The sequence below is a fragment of the Micromonospora sp. NPDC051925 genome (genome assembly GCF_044548625.1).
GTDB lineage: Bacteria > Actinomycetota > Actinomycetes > Mycobacteriales > Micromonosporaceae > Micromonospora.
This window is the reverse complement of the sequence record NZ_JBIUCH010000006.1, coordinates 239965-257755: the sequence shown is the minus strand read 5'-3', so window position 1 is coordinate 257755 and position 17791 is coordinate 239965. Positions and strand designations below refer to the sequence as shown.

Annotated in this window: 14 protein-coding genes; 6 read left to right on the top strand and 8 right to left on the bottom strand. The window is 71.1% G+C overall.

Annotation, left to right across the window (positions count from 1 at the left end; genetic code table 11):
* Positions 1–292: 292 nt before the first annotated feature.
* From ACIG87_RS10555 to ACIG87_RS10540, 4 genes are all read right to left on the bottom strand, one after another.
* Positions 293–1309 carry an ArsR/SmtB family transcription factor gene (locus ACIG87_RS10555; protein WP_396850040.1) on the bottom strand — a complete coding sequence of 339 codons (1017 nt, stop codon included), beginning with the start codon at positions 1307–1309 and terminating at the stop codon, positions 293–295.
* Positions 1306–1860 (bottom strand): GNAT family N-acetyltransferase, encoded by a 555-nt coding sequence (locus ACIG87_RS10550; protein ID WP_396850038.1) that lies wholly within the window; start codon positions 1858–1860, stop codon positions 1306–1308. The genes ACIG87_RS10555 and ACIG87_RS10550 overlap by 4 nt, the downstream gene beginning before the upstream one ends.
* A gap of 158 nt (positions 1861–2018) precedes the next feature.
* Positions 2019–2369 (bottom strand): helix-turn-helix domain-containing protein, encoded by a 351-nt coding sequence (locus ACIG87_RS10545; protein ID WP_396850036.1) that lies wholly within the window; start codon positions 2367–2369, stop codon positions 2019–2021.
* Positions 2370–2712: 343 nt separating this feature from the next.
* Positions 2713–5868, bottom strand: a complete 3156-nt coding sequence (locus tag ACIG87_RS10540) for an amidohydrolase family protein (protein ID WP_396850035.1) — start codon at positions 5866–5868, stop codon at positions 2713–2715.
* A gap of 263 nt (positions 5869–6131) precedes the next feature.
* Here ACIG87_RS10540 and ACIG87_RS10535 point away from each other — a divergent pair, with 263 nt between their 5' ends.
* Positions 6132–6530, top strand: a complete 399-nt coding sequence (locus tag ACIG87_RS10535) for an Imm7 family immunity protein (protein ID WP_396850033.1) — start codon at positions 6132–6134, stop codon at positions 6528–6530.
* A gap of 26 nt (positions 6531–6556) precedes the next feature.
* Here ACIG87_RS10535 and ACIG87_RS10530 read toward each other — a convergent pair whose 3' ends face one another.
* The 4 genes from ACIG87_RS10530 to ACIG87_RS10515 all read right to left on the bottom strand — a co-directional run bounded on the left by ACIG87_RS10530 (position 6557) and on the right by ACIG87_RS10515 (position 12559).
* Complete coding sequence (locus ACIG87_RS10530) at positions 6557–8110, bottom strand: aminotransferase class I/II-fold pyridoxal phosphate-dependent enzyme (protein ID WP_396850031.1); 1554 nt, start codon at positions 8108–8110, stop codon at positions 6557–6559.
* Positions 8111–8133: 23 nt separating this feature from the next.
* Complete coding sequence (locus ACIG87_RS10525; protein ID WP_396850029.1) at positions 8134–9456, bottom strand: NAD(P)/FAD-dependent oxidoreductase; 1323 nt, start codon at positions 9454–9456, stop codon at positions 8134–8136.
* 297 nt (positions 9457–9753) lie between these two features.
* Positions 9754–10215, bottom strand: a complete 462-nt coding sequence (locus ACIG87_RS10520) for a ricin-type beta-trefoil lectin domain protein (RefSeq protein ID WP_396850028.1) — start codon at positions 10213–10215, stop codon at positions 9754–9756.
* 379 nt (positions 10216–10594) lie between these two features.
* Entirely contained in the window at positions 10595–12559 is a 1965-nt protein-coding gene (locus ACIG87_RS10515; protein ID WP_396850026.1) for a BTAD domain-containing putative transcriptional regulator, read from the bottom strand.
* A gap of 74 nt (positions 12560–12633) precedes the next feature.
* Between ACIG87_RS10515 and ACIG87_RS10510 the strand changes: the two genes are divergently transcribed.
* The 5 genes from ACIG87_RS10510 (at position 12634) to ACIG87_RS10490 (ending at position 17788) form a co-directional block, all read left to right on the top strand.
* On the top strand, positions 12634–13512 hold the full coding sequence (locus tag ACIG87_RS10510) for an alpha/beta fold hydrolase (protein ID WP_396850024.1): 879 nt from the start codon (positions 12634–12636) through the stop codon (positions 13510–13512).
* A 436-nt stretch (positions 13513–13948) separates the two neighbouring features.
* On the top strand, positions 13949–14890 hold the full coding sequence (locus ACIG87_RS10505) for an ABC transporter ATP-binding protein (protein ID WP_396850022.1): 942 nt from the start codon (positions 13949–13951) through the stop codon (positions 14888–14890).
* Positions 14891–14892: 2 nt separating this feature from the next.
* On the top strand, positions 14893–15717 hold the full coding sequence (locus ACIG87_RS10500; RefSeq protein WP_396850020.1) for an ABC transporter permease: 825 nt from the start codon (positions 14893–14895) through the stop codon (positions 15715–15717).
* Complete coding sequence (locus tag ACIG87_RS10495; protein WP_396850018.1) at positions 15714–16553, top strand: ABC transporter permease; 840 nt, start codon at positions 15714–15716, stop codon at positions 16551–16553. The genes ACIG87_RS10500 and ACIG87_RS10495 overlap by 4 nt, the downstream gene beginning before the upstream one ends.
* 59 nt (positions 16554–16612) lie before the next feature.
* The gene (locus ACIG87_RS10490) at positions 16613–17788 is read left to right on the top strand and encodes a hypothetical protein (protein ID WP_396850016.1); all 1176 of its coding nucleotides are present in this window, start codon (positions 16613–16615) and stop codon (positions 17786–17788) included.
* Positions 17789–17791 lie beyond the last annotated feature (3 nt).

Here is a 17791-nt window from a genome sequence, read left to right as displayed (position 1 = left end):
TGACCTGGGCGTGTTGGGTGGTGCTCGCGGTGTGCGGGCGTGCGCCGGTGCACGCCGCCACGGCGGTCGTCCGCCGGGCAGAGCATGGTTGTTCACAAGGCCGGGAGAGCGGCGGAACCCGCCCCTCGGCGGCCGGGTCGGCCCGGCCGGGAGTGGTCGCCAGCTGCGGTCGTGCCGGTCACGCATGCGTCACGCGCCGGCGTACCTCCTCTCCCGATCAGGTACGGGAGCAAGCGTATCCGTAGACATCGATGACCATCGAGACATTTAGCGTCGGCTAAAGTGTCGACGCTCAGACCAGGACCGCGTCGCCGCCGTACCGGGCGCCGTGCACCAGGCTCTCCCCGCTCGGCGTCCGGGTGTAGAGCACCCGCCGCCCGGCCCGCCTGTTGTTCACCAGCCCGGCCCGCCGCAGCACGGTCAGGTGCTGGCTGACCGCCCCCGGGGTGACGCCGATCTCGGCAGCCAGGTCCGAGGTCGACCGGGGCTGGTGCAGCGTCTCGAGGATCTCGGCGCGGACCGAGCCGATCAGGGCGGCGAGCGGGTTGGCGTCGGCACCCTCGGAGGCGGCCCACAGCCGGGACGCGTCGGGCTGTGGGTAGACCACCATGGACTGGTCCGGCGGCAGCATGGTCAGCACCTCGGGGCCACAGAAGATGCTGGGGACCAGCACCATCCCGCGACCGTCCAGCCGGGCCTCGAAGTCGTAGTTGCTGCGGACCGTGAGGTGTTCGTTCCGCCAGACGATGTGCCGGCTCAGCGACGAGAGCACCGCGTCGGCACCCGACTTCTCCATGACCCGCATCCGGTGGTGCACGTCGGCCCGCATGCTGGCGTGCATCCGCTTCCAGTACGGCCGCAGCGCGAGGCCGCAGTACGTCGCCAACTGGTCGGCGACCACCTGGAGGGCCCGCTCCGGGTGCTCGACCATCCAGCGGTGCACCGGGCCGGTGGCCCGGTGCCATCCCGGTGGCACACCGGGGTCGCTCATCATCCAGGTGACCTCGGCGACCAGCCGCTCCGGCGGGGTCTCGCGCACCGCCTCCAGGTCCGTGTCGAGGTCCCCGTAGCCGAGGCTGTCGCCCGGGGTGAGGAAGTCGGGCACGTACCCGGTCGGCGGCACCAGGGCCCGCAACGGCCGCAGGTCGGCGTGACGCACCTTCGGCCCGACCTGGCGCAGCCACGGCAGGTGGGCACGCCGACGCACGTCGGAGCGCATCATCCGCAGGCTGGCGACCGCCTCGCCCAGCGGAGCGAAGGCGAAACGCAGCCGGCTGACATCGGTGGGTGTGGTCGCGTACGAGATCATTTGAACTCGTCCTGCCGGATCGCGTACACATACTCGCTGCCCCAGCGGCCGTCGGGGTGCACGTCGTTGTCGATCAGGTGCGCCTCGCGGCGCATGCCCAGGCGCTCGCAGAGCCGGACCGAGCCGGTGTTCTCCACGTCGAGCCGGGCGTACAGCCGGTGGGTGCCGAGCCGGTCGAAGGCCAGGGCGGCGACGGCGTGGGCCGCCTCGGTGGCGTAGCCGTTTCCCTCGTGGGCGGGGTGCAGCACCCAGCCGATCTCGGTCTGCCGGGCGGCGACGCTCTCCAGCCGCAGGACGATCTCGCCGACCACCTCGCCGCCGGTGCGCCGACGGATCGCCAGGACCAGGGAGTCGCCGTCGGCCTGCCAGTCGGTGCCGGCCGAGATACGGGCGACGACATCGGCGCACTGCGCACGCGTACGGGCTGGCCGGTAGAGGTACCGGGCGACCTCTTCGCGCCCCTGGTAGGCGAACATGTCCTCCACATCGTCCGGACCGAACAACCGCAGGGTGAGCCGTTCGGTGGTCAGCGGCAACGTGAGGTCGATCATGGGGCTCCAGTCGTCAGGGGCGCGAAGCCCACCTCAGCAGGACGGTGTGTGCCCGGCCGGGCACACGCCGTCAACCATAGTGATCGATCCCTCGGCACTCGACAATCGGGGCCAGAGAAGGTCACAGATCAATGTCCCGGCCGACGCAGAGGCCGCCGTCAGCCGCGCTTCGCGACCTGCCGTGCGGCCGGCGGGAGGGCACCGCAGGCGTCCACCATCGGGTTCGTCGCCAGGTCGTCGCGGCCGGTGAGCGACGCGGCGGCCTCGCGCCAGCGTCGCGTCCACTGCCCGACGTCCCCGTGGCAGACGGCGACCAGCGCCTGGGTCACCCGTAGGGACGGCAGGCGGAAGCCGCTGGTCGCCCCGGACAACACCGACGGCGAGAAGCCGCAGCGCAGCGCCAGCTCCCGGTAGCTGAGGCCGGCCTCGGCACGCAGCCGGCGCAGCTCGGACGCGAAGGCCGCCACCGGCCCGGCGGCGGGATCGAGCGGTCGTTCAGGTCGGCCCATGGTCACTGTCTCCCCGTACGCGGTGCGGGCGGGTGGTGCGGACCGCCGGTCCGCCACCGACGCCGCAGGCAGGCCAACGGGGACGGGCGTCGAAAGGGATCGGTCATCCGCGATGGCGACAGTAACCGCCGCAGCGCCATCCGACGATCCCCGGTAGAGCTTCAGTCCGGTCGATTTAGCCAGGGCTGAATCCATCGACGACAGCGGCCGGGCCACGATAGGCACGCCGCAGCAGCACGACCCGCTGCCGTCCGCACCGACCGGCGGGCCCACGCGACGCGCCACCCGGGAGTGGGACGGGTGGGCCGGCACCCACCCGTCCGCTCTCAGCGGTTGCCGGCCGTCACCGCGCCCGGCAGCATCCGTGCACGTCGCTCTCGGAATGGTGCCAGTAGTGCTGCTCGTCCGCGCGGGCGGAACGGGCCGCCGGGCCGACCCGGTTGGCCCGGACGGCGGCCGGGGCGGTCGCGGCGCGGAACGGCGCCATCAGCTCCGGGACCGTGTGCAGCACGCCACCGGTCATGACCTGGCGTACCGCCGCAGCCGCCGCGATGTCGCGCAGCGGGTCGCCGGCGACGAACGACAGGTCGGCGAGGTGCCCGGGAGCGATGACGCCGAGCCGGCCGGCCATGCCGATGCCCCGGGCGGCGTTCACGGTCGCGGTGGTCAGCGCCTCGGCCGGGGTGAAGCCGTACTTGACCATCGCGCGCAGGTTCTGGTGCATGCTGATGCCGATGTCGTCGAGCGCGGCGTCGGTGCCGGCCACCACCAGCCCGCCGGCTCGGTGCACCCGCAGCAGCATGTCCACGTCACCCTTGGTCCACGCCTGGTTGAGCTCCGCCGACGGGCCCGACGCGGCGTCGTCGGCCTTGGCCTGCAGCCGTCGGTAGTCCCACTCCGGGAACAGCACCCGGGTCCGTTCGTCCTCGACCAACGAACGGTCGTCGGCGTAGAGCTCGGTGGCGAACAGGGTGGTCGACGAGATCCACATCCCGCTGGCGGCCAGCAGCGCGACCGAGTCCTCGGACGTGAGGCCGGCTCCGTAGGACAGCGTGCGCGAGTAGCCGAGCCGGCTCCCGCCGCCGGTGTGCTCCATACCGGACAGCCCGGTGTGCGCCGCCGGATAAAGGTAGTGCGACGTGACCGGCCGCCCCTCGGCCTGCGCCCGGCGTACCGCGTGCCGCTCGAAGGACTGGGGGAGCGTCATGTACGACTTGAGGATGTCGTACTCCAGGGCGCTCACCCGGTCCAGCTCCCGGTCGAGCTGCTCGACGGTGAAGGTGGGCCGCATGACGTAGTGGTACGTGCGGGAGCCGTCCAACGCCTCGCCGGTGCCGAAGTAGCGCGGGCCCACCCGCAGCCCCGCGGCGATGGCCTCCCGGTTCTCCACCATCTGGTACGCCGGGTCGCCGGGCGAGCGGCTGGTGGTGACCCCGTACGCGAGCCAGGCCCGGCCCTGCCGGTCGCCCCACTGCTTGCCCCGCCAGTGCCAGTGGCAGTGGGTGTCGATCAGGCCCGGCATGACGGTCAGGTGCCGCGCGTCCACCACCCGGTCGCCGGAGCCGCTGCCGCCGGGGCGGACCCGCACGATCCGGTCGCCCGCCACCTCGATGTCCACGTCGTGACGCAGGTGCCCGCTCGTGCCGTCCCAGATGGCACCCGCACGGACCACGAGGCGACCGGCGGGCCGGCGCGGACGCCAGGTCAGGCCGGTCGGCACGGTACGGACGCCGCCCCCGGCCAGGTCGACGGTGCGCAGCCGACCGTTGTTGAGGTACAGCAGGGTGCGCGAGTCGGCGCTCACCGACAGCGAGTCGGTCACCTCCGAGCTGACCTGCACCGGCGCACCGGTGACGGTGCCGTCGGGCGCGACCGGGATCCGCCAGGCCAGGCTCTCCATCGACACCAGCAGGTGCCGGCCGTCCCGCGTCCACACCGGCCCGTCCTCACCGCGGGTGGACAGCGACCGCTCCGGCGCGGGCGCCTGGTAGCGGATGGTCCCCGTCCGCAGGTCGACCGTGACGATGTGGTTGTGCCCGAACCGCCCGCGCCGCGAGTAAGGCCGGGACGCCGCGAGCGCGATCACGGTGCCGTCCGGCGACCAGGTCGGCCGTCCCGGCTGGTACAGCGCGGGCAGGACCTGGCGGACCACCCCGGTGTCGACGTCCAGGACCCAGGTGGCGTCCTTCTCGTCCTGGTAGGCGATGCGGGTGCCGTCCGGCGACCAGCGCGGGCGCAGCTGGCCGTCCGGCAGATCGGTCACCCGGGTGGAGAGCCCGGTGGCGAGGTCGAAACGCCACAGGTTGGCGGTCCCGGCGCGGTCGCTGACGTAGACCAGCGACCGCCCGTCCGGCGCCCAGTCCGGATCGGTGGTGAAGTACCCGTCGTCCACGATGCGCCGGGGCGTACCCCCGACCGGGAGCAGCCACAACGCGTTCAGGGCGCGGAAGGCCACCCGACGTCCGTCCGGGGAGAGCACCGGGCCGCAGATCCCCTTGACCGCGCGGTCCCCGCCGGCGGTGTGGTCACGCGCGACGAAGGCACGCGTACGTCGTGCGACCGGCACGGTGACGGCGAACGGCACCGTGACCACGTCGCCGCCCAGCTCGCGGCGCTGGATGCGCCCGTCCGCGTGGTAGAGGATCGTGTTCTCGTCGGCCCAGGCGGCGGTCGTCGGCGAGACGTCCGCACCGTCGCTGACCACCCTGCCGTCGACGATCAGCGTCGCCTTCGGACCGTCGACGCTGACATAGCTCAGGTGCCGCCCGCCGGGGCTGACCGACGGCCCGTACAGTGCCGCGAAGCCGGTGGCGGCGGCGAGCTGCTCGACCGTCCCGGTGCCGATGTCGTGCGACTGGATGCTGGTGTCGTCACGGACGTAGACGACCCTGGTCCCGTCCGCCGACCAGGTGGGCATGCTGTGCCGGTGGTCGCCGGAGGTCAGCACACGCACGGTCCCGTCGGCCGGTCGCAGCAGCCAGATGTGGCTGGCGTTGCCGCGGTCGGAGGAGAACGCGACGTACTGGCCGTCCGGCGACCAGCGCGGGCTCTCGTCGTACCCGGGTCCGCTGGTCAGCCGCCGCAGCCCGGTCCCGTCGGCATTGATCGTCCACAGGTCGTACGTGCCCTCGCGGTACGACTGGAAGACCACCCGACGTCCGTCCGGCGAGAAGTGCGGCTGGGCCGCCTCCTGGATGTCCTCGGTGAGACGTCGGCCCGGCCCGCCGGCCGCCGGGACCGCCCAGAGGACGTTGAGCGCATCCATGACCAGGGTACGGCCGTCCGGGGAGAGGGTGACCGCCAGGCCGCTCGCCTCGTGCAGTGTCACCTGGGTGCCGGCCGGGGTGGCGGCTCGGGCGGGGGTGCCGCCGGCTGCCGGACCGCCCGCCAGCAGGGCCGCTCCCCCGCCGAGCAGGACCTGACTGCTGCGTCGGATCACGCTCCGCCGGGATATCCCCGGCAGCTGTTCCGGACTGCCGACGTTCTCCGTCTGCGACATGAGCGATCCGCCTTTCGTGACGCTGGGGTGGTCACACGGTCCCGTGTGATCACCCCAGCTACGCACGCCCACGAATTGATCGCCAGCACTGTGGGCGCGGCCGGGACGGCATCGCCCCGGCTGCACTGACGGATCAGGTGGTGGTGACGGAGACCCTGCCGAAGGGCGGCACGACCGTCCGGGCCGGCCGAGGTAGCTTCACGACAGGACCGTGCGGGTGGGCACGTCACGGGCCGGTGCGGACCTGACGGCACGGAGGGGACATGTACGAGTTCCACGGTTGGTTCAGCCTCTCGCAGACCACCGAGGAGTCGGACGCCGGCCAACTCGACTCCATCGTCGGTGAGCTGAACGAACTGGTGGCCGGGTTGGACTTCCCGACGAACGTCTCCGCGGAGGTGACCGTGCTCAACGGGGAGTACTACCTGCTCCTGCACGGGGTGGCCAACCGACGCCGGGACGAGGCGACGGGGATGCGCCAGGTGCTCCGGTTCGTCGTACGACGGTTGCCGGGTTCCTACGGCCTCCTCTACGAGAGGGACGAGGAGATGCCCGTCCCTCCCGGCCCGAACGCGTTCCGGGTGCACGTCATGGCCCGGGGTGAGGTCACCGAACGCCCCGATCCGTTCCTGTCACCCATCCGCCCCGTCATAGAGGACTGAACCGGCGTGGACCGGCAGGACACCCGTCAACGTGGTGCGCTGCCGAACGCGCTGGAGAGGTAGGCCCGGGAATCGGCGATGGCGCCCTCGATGATCCGGGCCGCCTCGCGGGCCTCCTCGGGCCGGTGCCCGGCCTGCACCTGGAGCCGGAACCGGGACGAGCCGGTCGGGGTCACCGGGAACTCGACCATGAACGCCAGCACCCCCCGGTCGAAGAGCAGCCGGTTCGCCGTCCGGGCCAGCTTCTCGTTGCCGATCAGCAGCGGCACGATCGGCGACGGCTCGCCCATGCAGGTCAGGCCCCGGCCGGTCAGCTCGTCGCGCAGGGCGTGGATCGCGGTGAAGAGCCGGGCCCGCAGCGCGTCGCCCTCGGCCGACCGGATGATCCTGGTGGCCTCCCGCACCACCGCGGTCTGCACCGGTGACAACGCGTTGGAGAAGAAGTGCGAGCCGCCGAACATCTTGACGTACTGCTTCAACGCCGGCGAGCGGGACGCCACGAAGCCGCCGTTGGAGCAGAACGTCTTGGAGAAGGCACCCATCACGATGTCGACGTCGCCGAGCAGGCCCTGCATCCCCAGCACACCCGTGCCGCCCGGCCCCATCGAGCCCAGGTCGTGCGCCACGTCGACCAGCAGCGTGGCGTCGTGTTCCCGGCAGACCTGTTGCAGGGTGACGAGATCCGGCCAGTCCGCGTCCACCGAGAAGAGCCCGTCGGTGACCACCAGGATGCCGTTGCGGGTGTCGGTGGCCCGGATCTCGGCCAGGTGCCGGCGTACCGCCTCGACGTTGAGATGCTCGTAGCGGACCACGTTGCGGGTGGCCGCCCGCGCACCCTGCTGGAGGCAGGAGTGGGCCAACCGGTCGATCAGGATGTGGTCGGACTGCCGGACCAGACCGACGACCGCGCCGAAGCCGGCCGCCCAGCCGGTCGGGAAGAGCGTCACGTGGTCGAGCCCGACCAGGTCACCGAGGGCCGCCTCCAGGTCGTCGGAGATGCGGGTGTTGCCGAGCACCATCGGCGAGCCGGCGCTGTGCGGCCCGTAGTCGTGCATCGCCCGAGCCGCCGCCTCCCGGATTCCCGGGTGGGTGTTGAACGACAGGTAGTCCTGCGAGTTGAAGTTGATGCCCCGGGCCCGCTTGCCCAGGTCGTTGGTGATCTGGGCGACGCTGTCCGGGGCCGCCTCCAGCACCCGGGAGTACTGCCAGGTCTCGGTGCGACGACGGGCCTGCACCCAGTCGTAGAAGTCCTCGGTGCGGGTCAGCAGGTTGCGGCCGGCGGGCCGGTAGAAGTCGTAGGCGTTCTTGTCCAGCGCGTACTCCTCGTCGGGGTCGACGGGGTTGCGCAGGTGCGCCGGCTCCCACATCTCGGTGAGGTCGGCGACCACCTGGGCCAGCTCGTCCTCGGCGCCGTCGAGCGACGCGAGGCCGTCCCACGGGATGTGGGTGGCCCAGTTGCGGGTCATCTCGGAGACCTCGGGTGCGGTACGCGCCATGGTCTCGAAGTCCCCGCGCTGTGCCGCCTGGAGGATGATCCCGATCAGTTCGCCGTCTTCACGCTGGTCCAGCTCGATGGTCACGGTGTCGTCTCCCGGGTGCGGCATCAGGCGAACAGGTTCTGCTGGTACGTGCGGGACGTCTCCGCGAAGTCGGCGAAGACCGCATGGTCGGCCGAGGACTCCTTGGCGGCGTCGTTGAGCAGGAAGAGATTGGACGCCTGGAAGAACTCCGACACCGGCGCGACGTCGGCGTGCGTGGCGATGAACCGGTCGGTCTCCTGCTGGTTGCCCCGCAGCGCGACGAACAACTGCAACTCGTCGTGCCGGTACGGCCGCATCTCGGCGAGCGTGCAGACGTAGTCGTGATAGGCGGCGGCGTTCTGGCTCCGGCGACGGCCCTCGTAGGCGGTCATCGCCTCGTCGATCGACGCGTCGCCACGGAGCCACTGGTCCAGTGCGGCGCTGACCAGCTCGGCGTCGCGGAAGGCATGGGTCATGCCGATCGCGGTGCACTGGTCCTTGGCCGACTCGGCGTCACCGACGAGCACCCAGCCGGGCCCGTGCAGTGGCCGCAGGAAGGCCGACTGGTCCAGGGTGCCGTAGATGCGCTCCTGCCTGATCCCCTTGACCCGCACCATCTCGCCCAGCTCCGGGCTGACGAAGTCCAACGCCTTCTGGTAGTTGCCCGGCACGTCACTGCGGAACTCCCGCGACCACTCGCTCGGCCCCCAGACCAGGACCATGTTCTGCGCGAAGTTGGTCGGCACCACCGCGCAGGCCAACCGGCCGCGCCGGTGCAGCTGCGCGGGGCCGAGGTCGAAACCCGACCAGTAGCTCCAGTAGGCGAACGTGCAGCGGGGCCGCTCGTCGTACTTGGGCAACCCGAGGGTACGGGCGACGAACGAGTTCCGACCGTCGGCGCCGACCACGATCCGGGCCCGCTCCTCGACCGGCTCGCCGTCGGCCGCCCGCCCCCGGATGCCGACGACCTGCCCGTCCTCGACGATCAGCTCACGGACGGTAAAGTTGGTGCGTACCTCGGCACCGGCCCTGGCCGCCGCGTCGACCAGGATCTGGTCGAGCACCCGACGCCGCACCGAGGCGTAGCTCTGCACCACCCCCGAGTCGTCGCCGTGCAGGTCCCGAAAGTACTCCCGCAGCAGCTCCGGGGGCACCGAGCCAGTGAGCCGGATGCCGTCGTTGACCACCTCCACGGTGGTGTGTGCCGGGGTGACCGCCAGGACCTCCTCCAGCAGCCCCCACCGGTTCAGGTAGGACATCCCGTGCGGCCACAGGAAGTGCGTCGAGATGACGTCGCTGGGAAACGAGGAGCGGTCCACCACCAGCACCCGGTGTCCGCGCCGGGCGAGCAGCAGGGCGGTGGACGCACCCGAACAGCGGGCACCGATCACGATCGCGTCGTACATCTGTCGGTCCTTCGTCGGCGGTGGTGGCGGGGAAGCCACCGGGATCGGCGCCGGGTGGACGGAGATATCCGCAGGTCAACCCGGGTTTATGGTTGGTGTCGGCCACCGTTGCCGGCGGCTGCCTCCGTCGTACGCGCCGGGCGGGCCGGCCAGCCCGGCGAAGAGCATAGCTCACGTCCACTGTGGATCAACGCGGTTCGGACGGTCACCCGGAGGCTCCGCCGGACGGACCCGCAATGCGGTGTGGACACCGTGGCGATCCGCCACCGTGCCCACCCTCGCGCGCCTCGGAGAGGCTCAGCCGGTCGGCAGCGACGACCAGACTTCGTTGGGATTGTTGTCACAGCCACCCCAGGTGAGCCACTCCGTGCGATAGTCCTCGATGCAACCGATGCCCCAGTCGAGCTGGTGGATACGCCCGTCAATGGTGAATCCCCAGCGCACCAGCGCACCACCGGCACAGTCCACGACGAAGATCCCGGAAGTGCTTCCGGTACCCAGGCACCGACCGTCCGGGGTACGGATGGTCTGGTCGGACGCCGAGTAGACCCAGCGCTGCGTGTCCACGCCGGTGCACTCCGTCGTGAATGCCGACACCGGCCACTCGGGGCGTTCCCGGCGGTCGACACACAGCCCGGTGTCCTTGTTACGCAGCTCCCCGCCAACCACGGCGGCCCGCGCCGGCTGCGCCGCGCCGAACAGGCTCACGGCCAGCAAGACGGACGCCGCCAGGGCCGAGATGACCTTCCGTGTGATCATCAGGCTCCCTCTCGCGGGACGGGTTCGGGCCGTCGCGCATCGACCAGAACCCGACATCGACGTCAATATCAAGGTCAATATTGCCGTCAGTTCTGATCAATGGATTTCGTCAAACTCTAAACCGCTTCGGAAGTGCCCACAAGCCCGGCAGGGACACCGTTCAGCCGTTGTCGTAGGCGGCGATGGCCTCACTGAATGCCTCACGTTCACACTTGGCCTGGTCCGCGTCGGCGCGGGCGAACTCCGCGGTGCTGGAATAGGCGATCCGCGGACCACCCGGGTCGACGCGCGCCTTATAGCCCTTCTCCTTCAGGCAGTCGACAGCCTCGCGCAGCCGTCCGGCCCCCCTGAGCGTGGCGAGCTGCAGCCCGGGTTCCGGTCAGCTGACATGCTCGTCGAAGCTGCGCAGCCAGCGCGCCACCGGTCCCAGGGTCAGCACGCCGCTGTCCGCGCCGGCGAGTTGCCCGGCGGCGGGTGTCAGCGCGGTCCGGGCCCGCGCGACGATCTCCCGGTCGCCGGCCAGCACGCCCGCGTGCCCGAGCAGGCACCAGACGGCCTCCAGCAGGTGGTCGGGCGGCGGATCGGGAATGTGTCGGAGCAGGCGTCGGGCCCGCGCCCGGTCACCCTGGGCGAGGAGCAGGAGCGGACGAGCCCATCTCTCGTACGGCCCGAAATCGCCGTCGGCCTCGGGTGAGGGTGCCAACCGTCCGTGCTGGAGATGGGCGCTCAGAAGAGCCAGCGGGAGCAGCCCCCGGGCCAACCCGGGCATGCCGGACTCCGGCAGGTCACGAGCCGCAGCGCGGTAGCCGTCGGACGCGGTTCGGGGATCGACGCCGGACGCCGCCGCACGCATGGCGCGGTACCACCCGGTGAAGACGGTCACGAGCGGGGATTCGTACTGGTCGGCCAGGTGTTCCGCGGCGGCGGCATGGGCGTCGGCGGCGGTGAAGTCGCCGTGTGCGGAGCGGGACTGCACCAGGATCAGCCGGCCCAGGATCTCGTACGTGGTGAGGCCGTGCCGGGCCGCCACCTCGATGATCTCCGTACCGAGGGTGTCCCGTTCGGCGGCGGCACCGCAGCGGACGAAGGTGTGCAGGAAGACACCGTTGAGGGCGAAGAGGAGCAGGCCCGGGTCCGCCAACCGGCGGGCGATGCGCTCGGCCTCGGTGGCCGCCGCACGCCCGCGCGGCTGCCCCGTCCCCCGGGTCTCGATCGCGATGGTGGTCAGCAGTCGCGCCCGGATCGCGTCGGCGGCTTCCGGGCCGAGCCTGCCCAGGGTGCGCTCGGCGGCGTCCGTCACCTGGCGGGCCTGCTCGGGATCGTCGGACCGGCTCCAGACCGCCGGTACGTCGTAGGCGCCGATGATCCGGGCGGTCAGCTCGGCGTCGCCGGTCCGTTCCGCGGCCAGGATCGCGGCCAGTCGCTGCTGTCGTGCCGCGATCAGGCCCTCGCCGCCGGTGACCGCGAGCGTCCGGAGCAGGTCGACCGTCGAGCGCAGCCCGGTGCGGGAGTCGGGTGCGATGGTGCGCTGGTACAGCGCGGTGGTCCGTCCCCAGACCGGCCCGTTCCCGTGCACCGGCGCGGTGCGCAGCCCCCGGGCGTGGTGCAGCATGTCGACCTCGAGTTTGCGCAGGTCCTCGCCCGGGTCCACGCCGAGTTGACCGGTCAGGACCGCCCGGGAGTCGCGCAGCACGCGTAGCGCCTCGCCCTGCCGCTCGTCGCGGTAGAGCGCGAGGGCCAGCAGCCACCAGGCGCGCTCCCGCCAGGGCCGTTCCGCCACCTGTGCCTTGAGGTCACCGATGACCTCGGCGGCCCTGCCCAGGTCGAGGTGCGCCGCCGCCCGCAGTTCGACCGCCTCCAGGCGTACCTCGTCCAGGCGGGCACGTTCGGCCTCGGCCCAGCGGGCCTCGGGGAACTCCGCGTACGGGGATCCGGTCCACCGGCCCAGGGCCCGGGTCAGGGTGTCGACGACCTGGTGGGCCGGCGCGTCACGTGCGGCGGCGACCGCATCCTCGAACCGCCGGGCATCCACCGTGTCGCGGTCCGTCTCGAGCGCGTAGCCGGTGCCGTTGCCGTTCGAGGTCAGCAGCCGGGACGGGCTACGGGCGGGCCGCTCGGGTTCCAGGCCCCGGCGCAGCGCCGCCACGAAGGTCCGGACGGCACCGAGCGCGTTCGCGGGTGGCCGCTCCCACAGATCGTCGATCAGATCACCGACGGTAACGACGCGGCCGTTCGCGACGAGCAGCCGGCCCAGCACCTCCCGGTGGCGCGGGCCCTTCAGATCCAGCGGACGCCCGGCTCGGTCGTACGCTCGGACCGCACCCAGCACCGCAAAGACGACCACCGGGACATTATGTCCCGGTGCCGGTGGGGCGTTTGCTGATTGGCTGCTGATCGGCCGGTGCCACGATGACGCCCATGACCACCATCATTGACAACTTCCGGTACGAGCAGGTGCGGGTGGCCGACGGCGTCGACCTCAATGTCGCCGTCGGCGGGACCGGCAGCCCGATCGTGCTGCTGCACGGCTTCCCGCAGACGCACCTCATGTGGCGGCACGTGGCCGCCGACCTTGCCGCGGACCACACGGTGATCTGTCCCGACCTGCGCGGCTACGGCGACAGCTCCAAGCCGTCCGCGGACGACCCGGCGGTGTACTCGAAGCGGACGATGGCCGCCGACATCGTCACGCTCGCCGGGGAGCTCGGACACGACCGGTTCGCGCTCGCGGGCCATGACCGGGGTGCCCTGGTCGCGTTCCGGGCCGGCCTGGACCACCCGGACGTGATCACCCACCTGGCGTGTCTCGACATCGTTCCCACCCTGGACACCTGGAAGGTGCTCAACGGCGTGACCGCCGCCGTCGCGTTCCACATCTTCCTCATGGCACAGCCGCCGCGGCTGCCCGAGATCATGATCAGCAACAGTGCGGACGCGTTCTTCGGTCACTTCCTCGACGCCTGGGGCGCCGACCCCGCCGCCATCCCCGCCGACGTCCGGGCGGAGTACCTGCGGGCCTGCGCCGCAGCCGTGCCGTCGATCGTGGCGGACTTCCGGGCCACCGCCGGCATCGACATCGAGCAGGACCAGGCGGACCTGGACGCGGGCAACAAGCTGCGGATGCCGGTCACCGTGATCCAGCAGGACTGGGGTGCCCAGCTCGGGTACGACGCGTCGGCCGTCTGGCGGGCCTGGGCGCCGGACCTGAGCCACCACCTCGTCACCGCAGGTCACTACATGGCCGAGTCCGCGCCCGCCGACATCACCGCGTTCCTGCACGAGATGCTCGCGCGCTGACCCTGGTCACTTCCGGTCAGGCGGTGCTTCCGGCCCGGACCAGTTGATCGTGGTGCACGGCCATGACGGGAACGAGGTCCCGGCCACCCCTCGGGCAGGACGCCTGCGTCGACGAGCGCCTGCTGGTCGGTGCGGGGCTCACGCGGTGACGGCGGGTGGGGCGGTGGCCGGGCCGCTCCGGGGCGGCCCGGAGCTGCTGATCCATTTATGATCTTACTTGCGACCAGCGAGAGCGCCGTAGTAGCGTGGCCAGGCCAGTGACAGGGGGGTGACGAGCATCGGTAGCCAGAGCCGTAATGCGTGGCCATGCCCTCGATACTCATGTTCCCGGCACGTTGACGAACGGGCAGGACGGCGACTCGAGGCCGACCTGTCATGTTGACCCGAGTCGACGGTTGATCACGGAGCGATTGATCCGAGGAAACCCCTTAACGCCATGATTGATGCTGCTTTTTCGACGTCACCTGTCGTGTCGGCGAAGGCTCTGGAGAAGCGCTTCGGGGACTTCGAGGCCGTACGTGGTATCGATTTCGAGGTCCAGCGCGGTGAGGTGTTCGGATTCCTCGGACCCAACGGCGCAGGCAAGTCCTCGACGATGCGCATGATCTCCTGTGTCTCCCCCCGCTCCGGGGGTGAGCTGCGGATACTCGGCATGGACCCGCAGGCCCAGGGGCCGCACATCCGGGCCCGGATCGGCGTCGTCCCGCAACAGGACAACCTCGACAACGAACTCACCGTCCGGGAGAACCTGGTCGTCTACGGGCGCTACTTCGGCCTGTCCCGGGCGCACGTGGCGGAGAAGGCCACCGAGCTCATGGCGTTCGCCCGGCTCTCCGACCGCGCCAACGACCACGTGGAGCCGCTGTCCGGCGGCATGAAGCGCCGGCTCACGATCGCCCGCGCGCTGGTCAACGACCCCGAACTGGTCCTGCTGGACGAACCCACCACCGGGCTCGACCCGCAGGCCCGACACCTGCTCTGGGAGCGGCTCTACCAGCTCAAGCAGGCCGGCGTCACCCTCATCATCACCACCCACTACATGGACGAGGCGGAGCAGCTCTGCGACCGTCTGGTGGTCATGGACGGTGGCCGCATCGTGGCGGAGGGGTCTCCCGCAGACCTCATCGCCCACTACTCCAGCCGCGAGGTGCTCGAACTCCGCTTCCCCGCCGACCGTCCGATGGAGCGCACGGCGCTCGAGGGTCTCGCGGAGCGCGTGGAGGCGCTGCCCGACCGGTTCCTGTTGTATTCCGACAGCGGTGAACGCCTCCTCGAACGGGTTTCCGCCGCCGGTATGCATCCCGTCTCCAGCCTCGTCCGCCGCAGTTCCCTGGAGGACGTCTTCCTCAGGCTGACCGGCCGGAAGCTGGTGGACTGACGATGGCGGAGACCACGGTGGCCGCCGCGCCGAAGGCGACCGGCCAGGTCGTCGGCGTGTGGCGCGCGGCAGCTCTTCGGGTCGAGGCCTGTTGGCGGTGGTACCGGCGCAGCTGGCGTACCACGTTGCAGGCCTCCGCGCTCCAGCCGTTGCTGTTCCTCGGCGCGATGGGCCTCTGCTTCGGCTCGCAGGTGCAGCCCGGCCCGGCGACCGGCGGCCACCCCTACCTGCAGTACATCGCGCCGGCGCTGATGGTGAGCACCGTCCTGACCACGGCCGTCGCCGAGGCCGGCAAGCCGGTCCTGTCGAGCTTCCAGTGGCAACGGGACTTCATCGCGGTGACCGCCACCCCGGTGACCCCGGGCCAGCTCTTCGCCGGGCAGCTGCTGTGGATCACGCTACGGCTCTTCATCGGGGCCGTCATCTTCCTGCTGATCGGCGTCCTCCTCGGCGGCTGGGCCAGCGCGTGGGCCATCCTCGCGGTGCCGGTCGCCGTCCTCGCCGGCGCGGCGTGCGCGGCGCCGGTCGCGGCCTTCGCGGCGACGATTCGCGGGGACGGGCACGGCCTGGTCGCCATCAACCGGTTCGTCGTGCTGCCGATGACCCTGTTCGCCGGGACGTTCTTCCCCGTCTCGGCGCTTCCCCTCGCGGTACGACCGATCGCCTGGATCTCCCCGCTGTGGCACGGCACCGAACTGGCCCGGGGCCTGACGCTCGGCGGCCTGTCGGCACCGAGTGCCGTCCTGCACACCGCCTTCCTCGTCGCGCTCCTGACGGTCGGCGTCGTGGTGGCCCGACGCCAGTTCTACCGGCGGCTGGTCGTATGACGACGACCCAGACCCGGCCGGCGGTCCAGCGCCACACGCGCAGGGCGCTGCGGCGGATACTGCCCGTCGACGAGTACGCGGGCCTCGCCCGGGTCATCGTCGAGCGCTCCGCCCGCCTGTACCTGCGAGCCTGGGCCGTGCTGATCTCCGGCGTCTTCGAGCCGCTGTTCTACCTGCTCGCGGTCGCGGTGGGCTTCCGCTCGCTGGTGCCGACCGTGACGTTGGCCGACGGCACCGTGCTGCCCTACGTGGACTTCGTCGCGCCCGCGCTGCTGGCGGCCTCCGCCATGAACGGGGCGATCTCGGAGACGCTGAGCATCTACTTCAAGCTGCGCTACGACAAGCTGTACGAGGCGATGCTCACCACCCCCGTCGGCCCGCTGGACATCGTCCTCGGGGAAGTCGGCTGGGCGGTCCTGCGCGGCGGTTTCTACGGCACCGTCTTCCTCGGGGTGCTGACCGCCATGGGCCTGGTCTCGACGCCCTGGGCCCTCGCGTTGGTCCCGGTGGGGTTGCTGGTCTCCTTCGCCTTCGCCGCGCTGGGCATGGCCTGGGCCACCATGTTGCGCTCCAACGCCCAACTGGACTACGTGACCCTGGCCTCGACCGCGATGTTCCTGTTCTCGGCCACCTTCTTCCCGCTGTCCAGCTACCCGGCACCGCTGCAGTTCCTGGTGCAGCTGTCACCGCTGTACCACGGTGTCGAGCTGGCACGCACGTTCTTCCTCGGTGCGCCCGGCCCGAGCGCGCTGCTGCACACGGCGTATCTCGCCGTCCTGGCCCTGGGCGGGCTGTACGTGGCCCGTACGCGCCTGCGGAGCATGTTCCTGGGCTGACGGCGCGGGCACCGGATCGGCGCGCTCCCCGCCGAGACCTTCCAGCGAAGGGACAACCGATGAAGTTGCACGTCCAGCGACTCCAGGACGCCTTCCGCCGCATGGTCGTCGACACCGGCGAGTGCTGGGCGCCCGACCCGCCCGGCGACTACCTGACCTCGCAGGTGCAGGCGTGTTCCGCCGCTACGGATGCCCAGACCCGGCGGGACTCCCTCGTCGAGATCATGACCATCGCCCTCTGCCTGGCGAACCAGTACGGCTGTGTGCTCCAGCACGCGCTCACCGGCGCGTCGAGGAGCGCGGACCTGGCGGATGCGGTGGCCACGGCGACCGACCCGAACCCGCCCGCCGATCTTTCCGACCGGCTCCGGCACACGGCGCAGGAGGTCGTACGGGCGGTGGCGTACTACCGCTCCGACGTTCCGCCCGGCAGGGAACCGGACATCACCGGGCTGCACGCGGTCCTGCCGGAACTGATCCTCCTGGCCTGCGCCGGTTTCGACTCCGCGGACGACCTGGCCGACCGCCTCACGGCCCGGCTGGGGAGAGCGAAGCGGCCAGCCGAGGACGTCGGCGTGGAGTTCGACCCGTCCTGCGCCGACTCGGTACGGCTCATCCGTCCCGTCCAGGAGCAGACGTACTGCCCTTTCGCCCAGAAGTCGTTCCTGTGGGGGCCGCCGGCGTACGACCGGACGCTGTCGTTCGCGCAGAACATGGACGCCGCCGTGCCCTGGGTACGCCGCTTCGTCCGGGTGCTCGACGGTGACGTCCTCGACGGCTTCGTCTTCGCCTTCCCGACCGACGTCTTCGGCGAGTCGATCGACGACCTCGGCCGGCTGTTCCGATCCTTCGTCGACCACCTCATCCGCACCCTGACCAGCGCGGCACCGGCGGGCCTCGACGTCGCCACCGTCACCGATCCGAAGTGGTATCTCGTGCTGGAGGGTGAGGAGTGCTTCGTCAGCGTCTTCGCGCCCTGCTACCCGCACGACCACTCCCGCTACCTGCACGGCGTGCAAGGATGGATGCTGTTCATGTTGCAGCCGGAGAAGGCCATCCTGCGGCAGCTCACCGTGGCCGACTACGGGGCGCGTTCCACCGCGATCCGTGAACGTTTCCGAGACGCGTTCCAGGAGTACCAGTTGGCCGACCGGGAGATCGACCGTTTCCTGCTTCCGATGCGTGCCGGGGATCCGCCGGTGCGATGGTACGAGGCACCCACAGACATCCCATGAGCG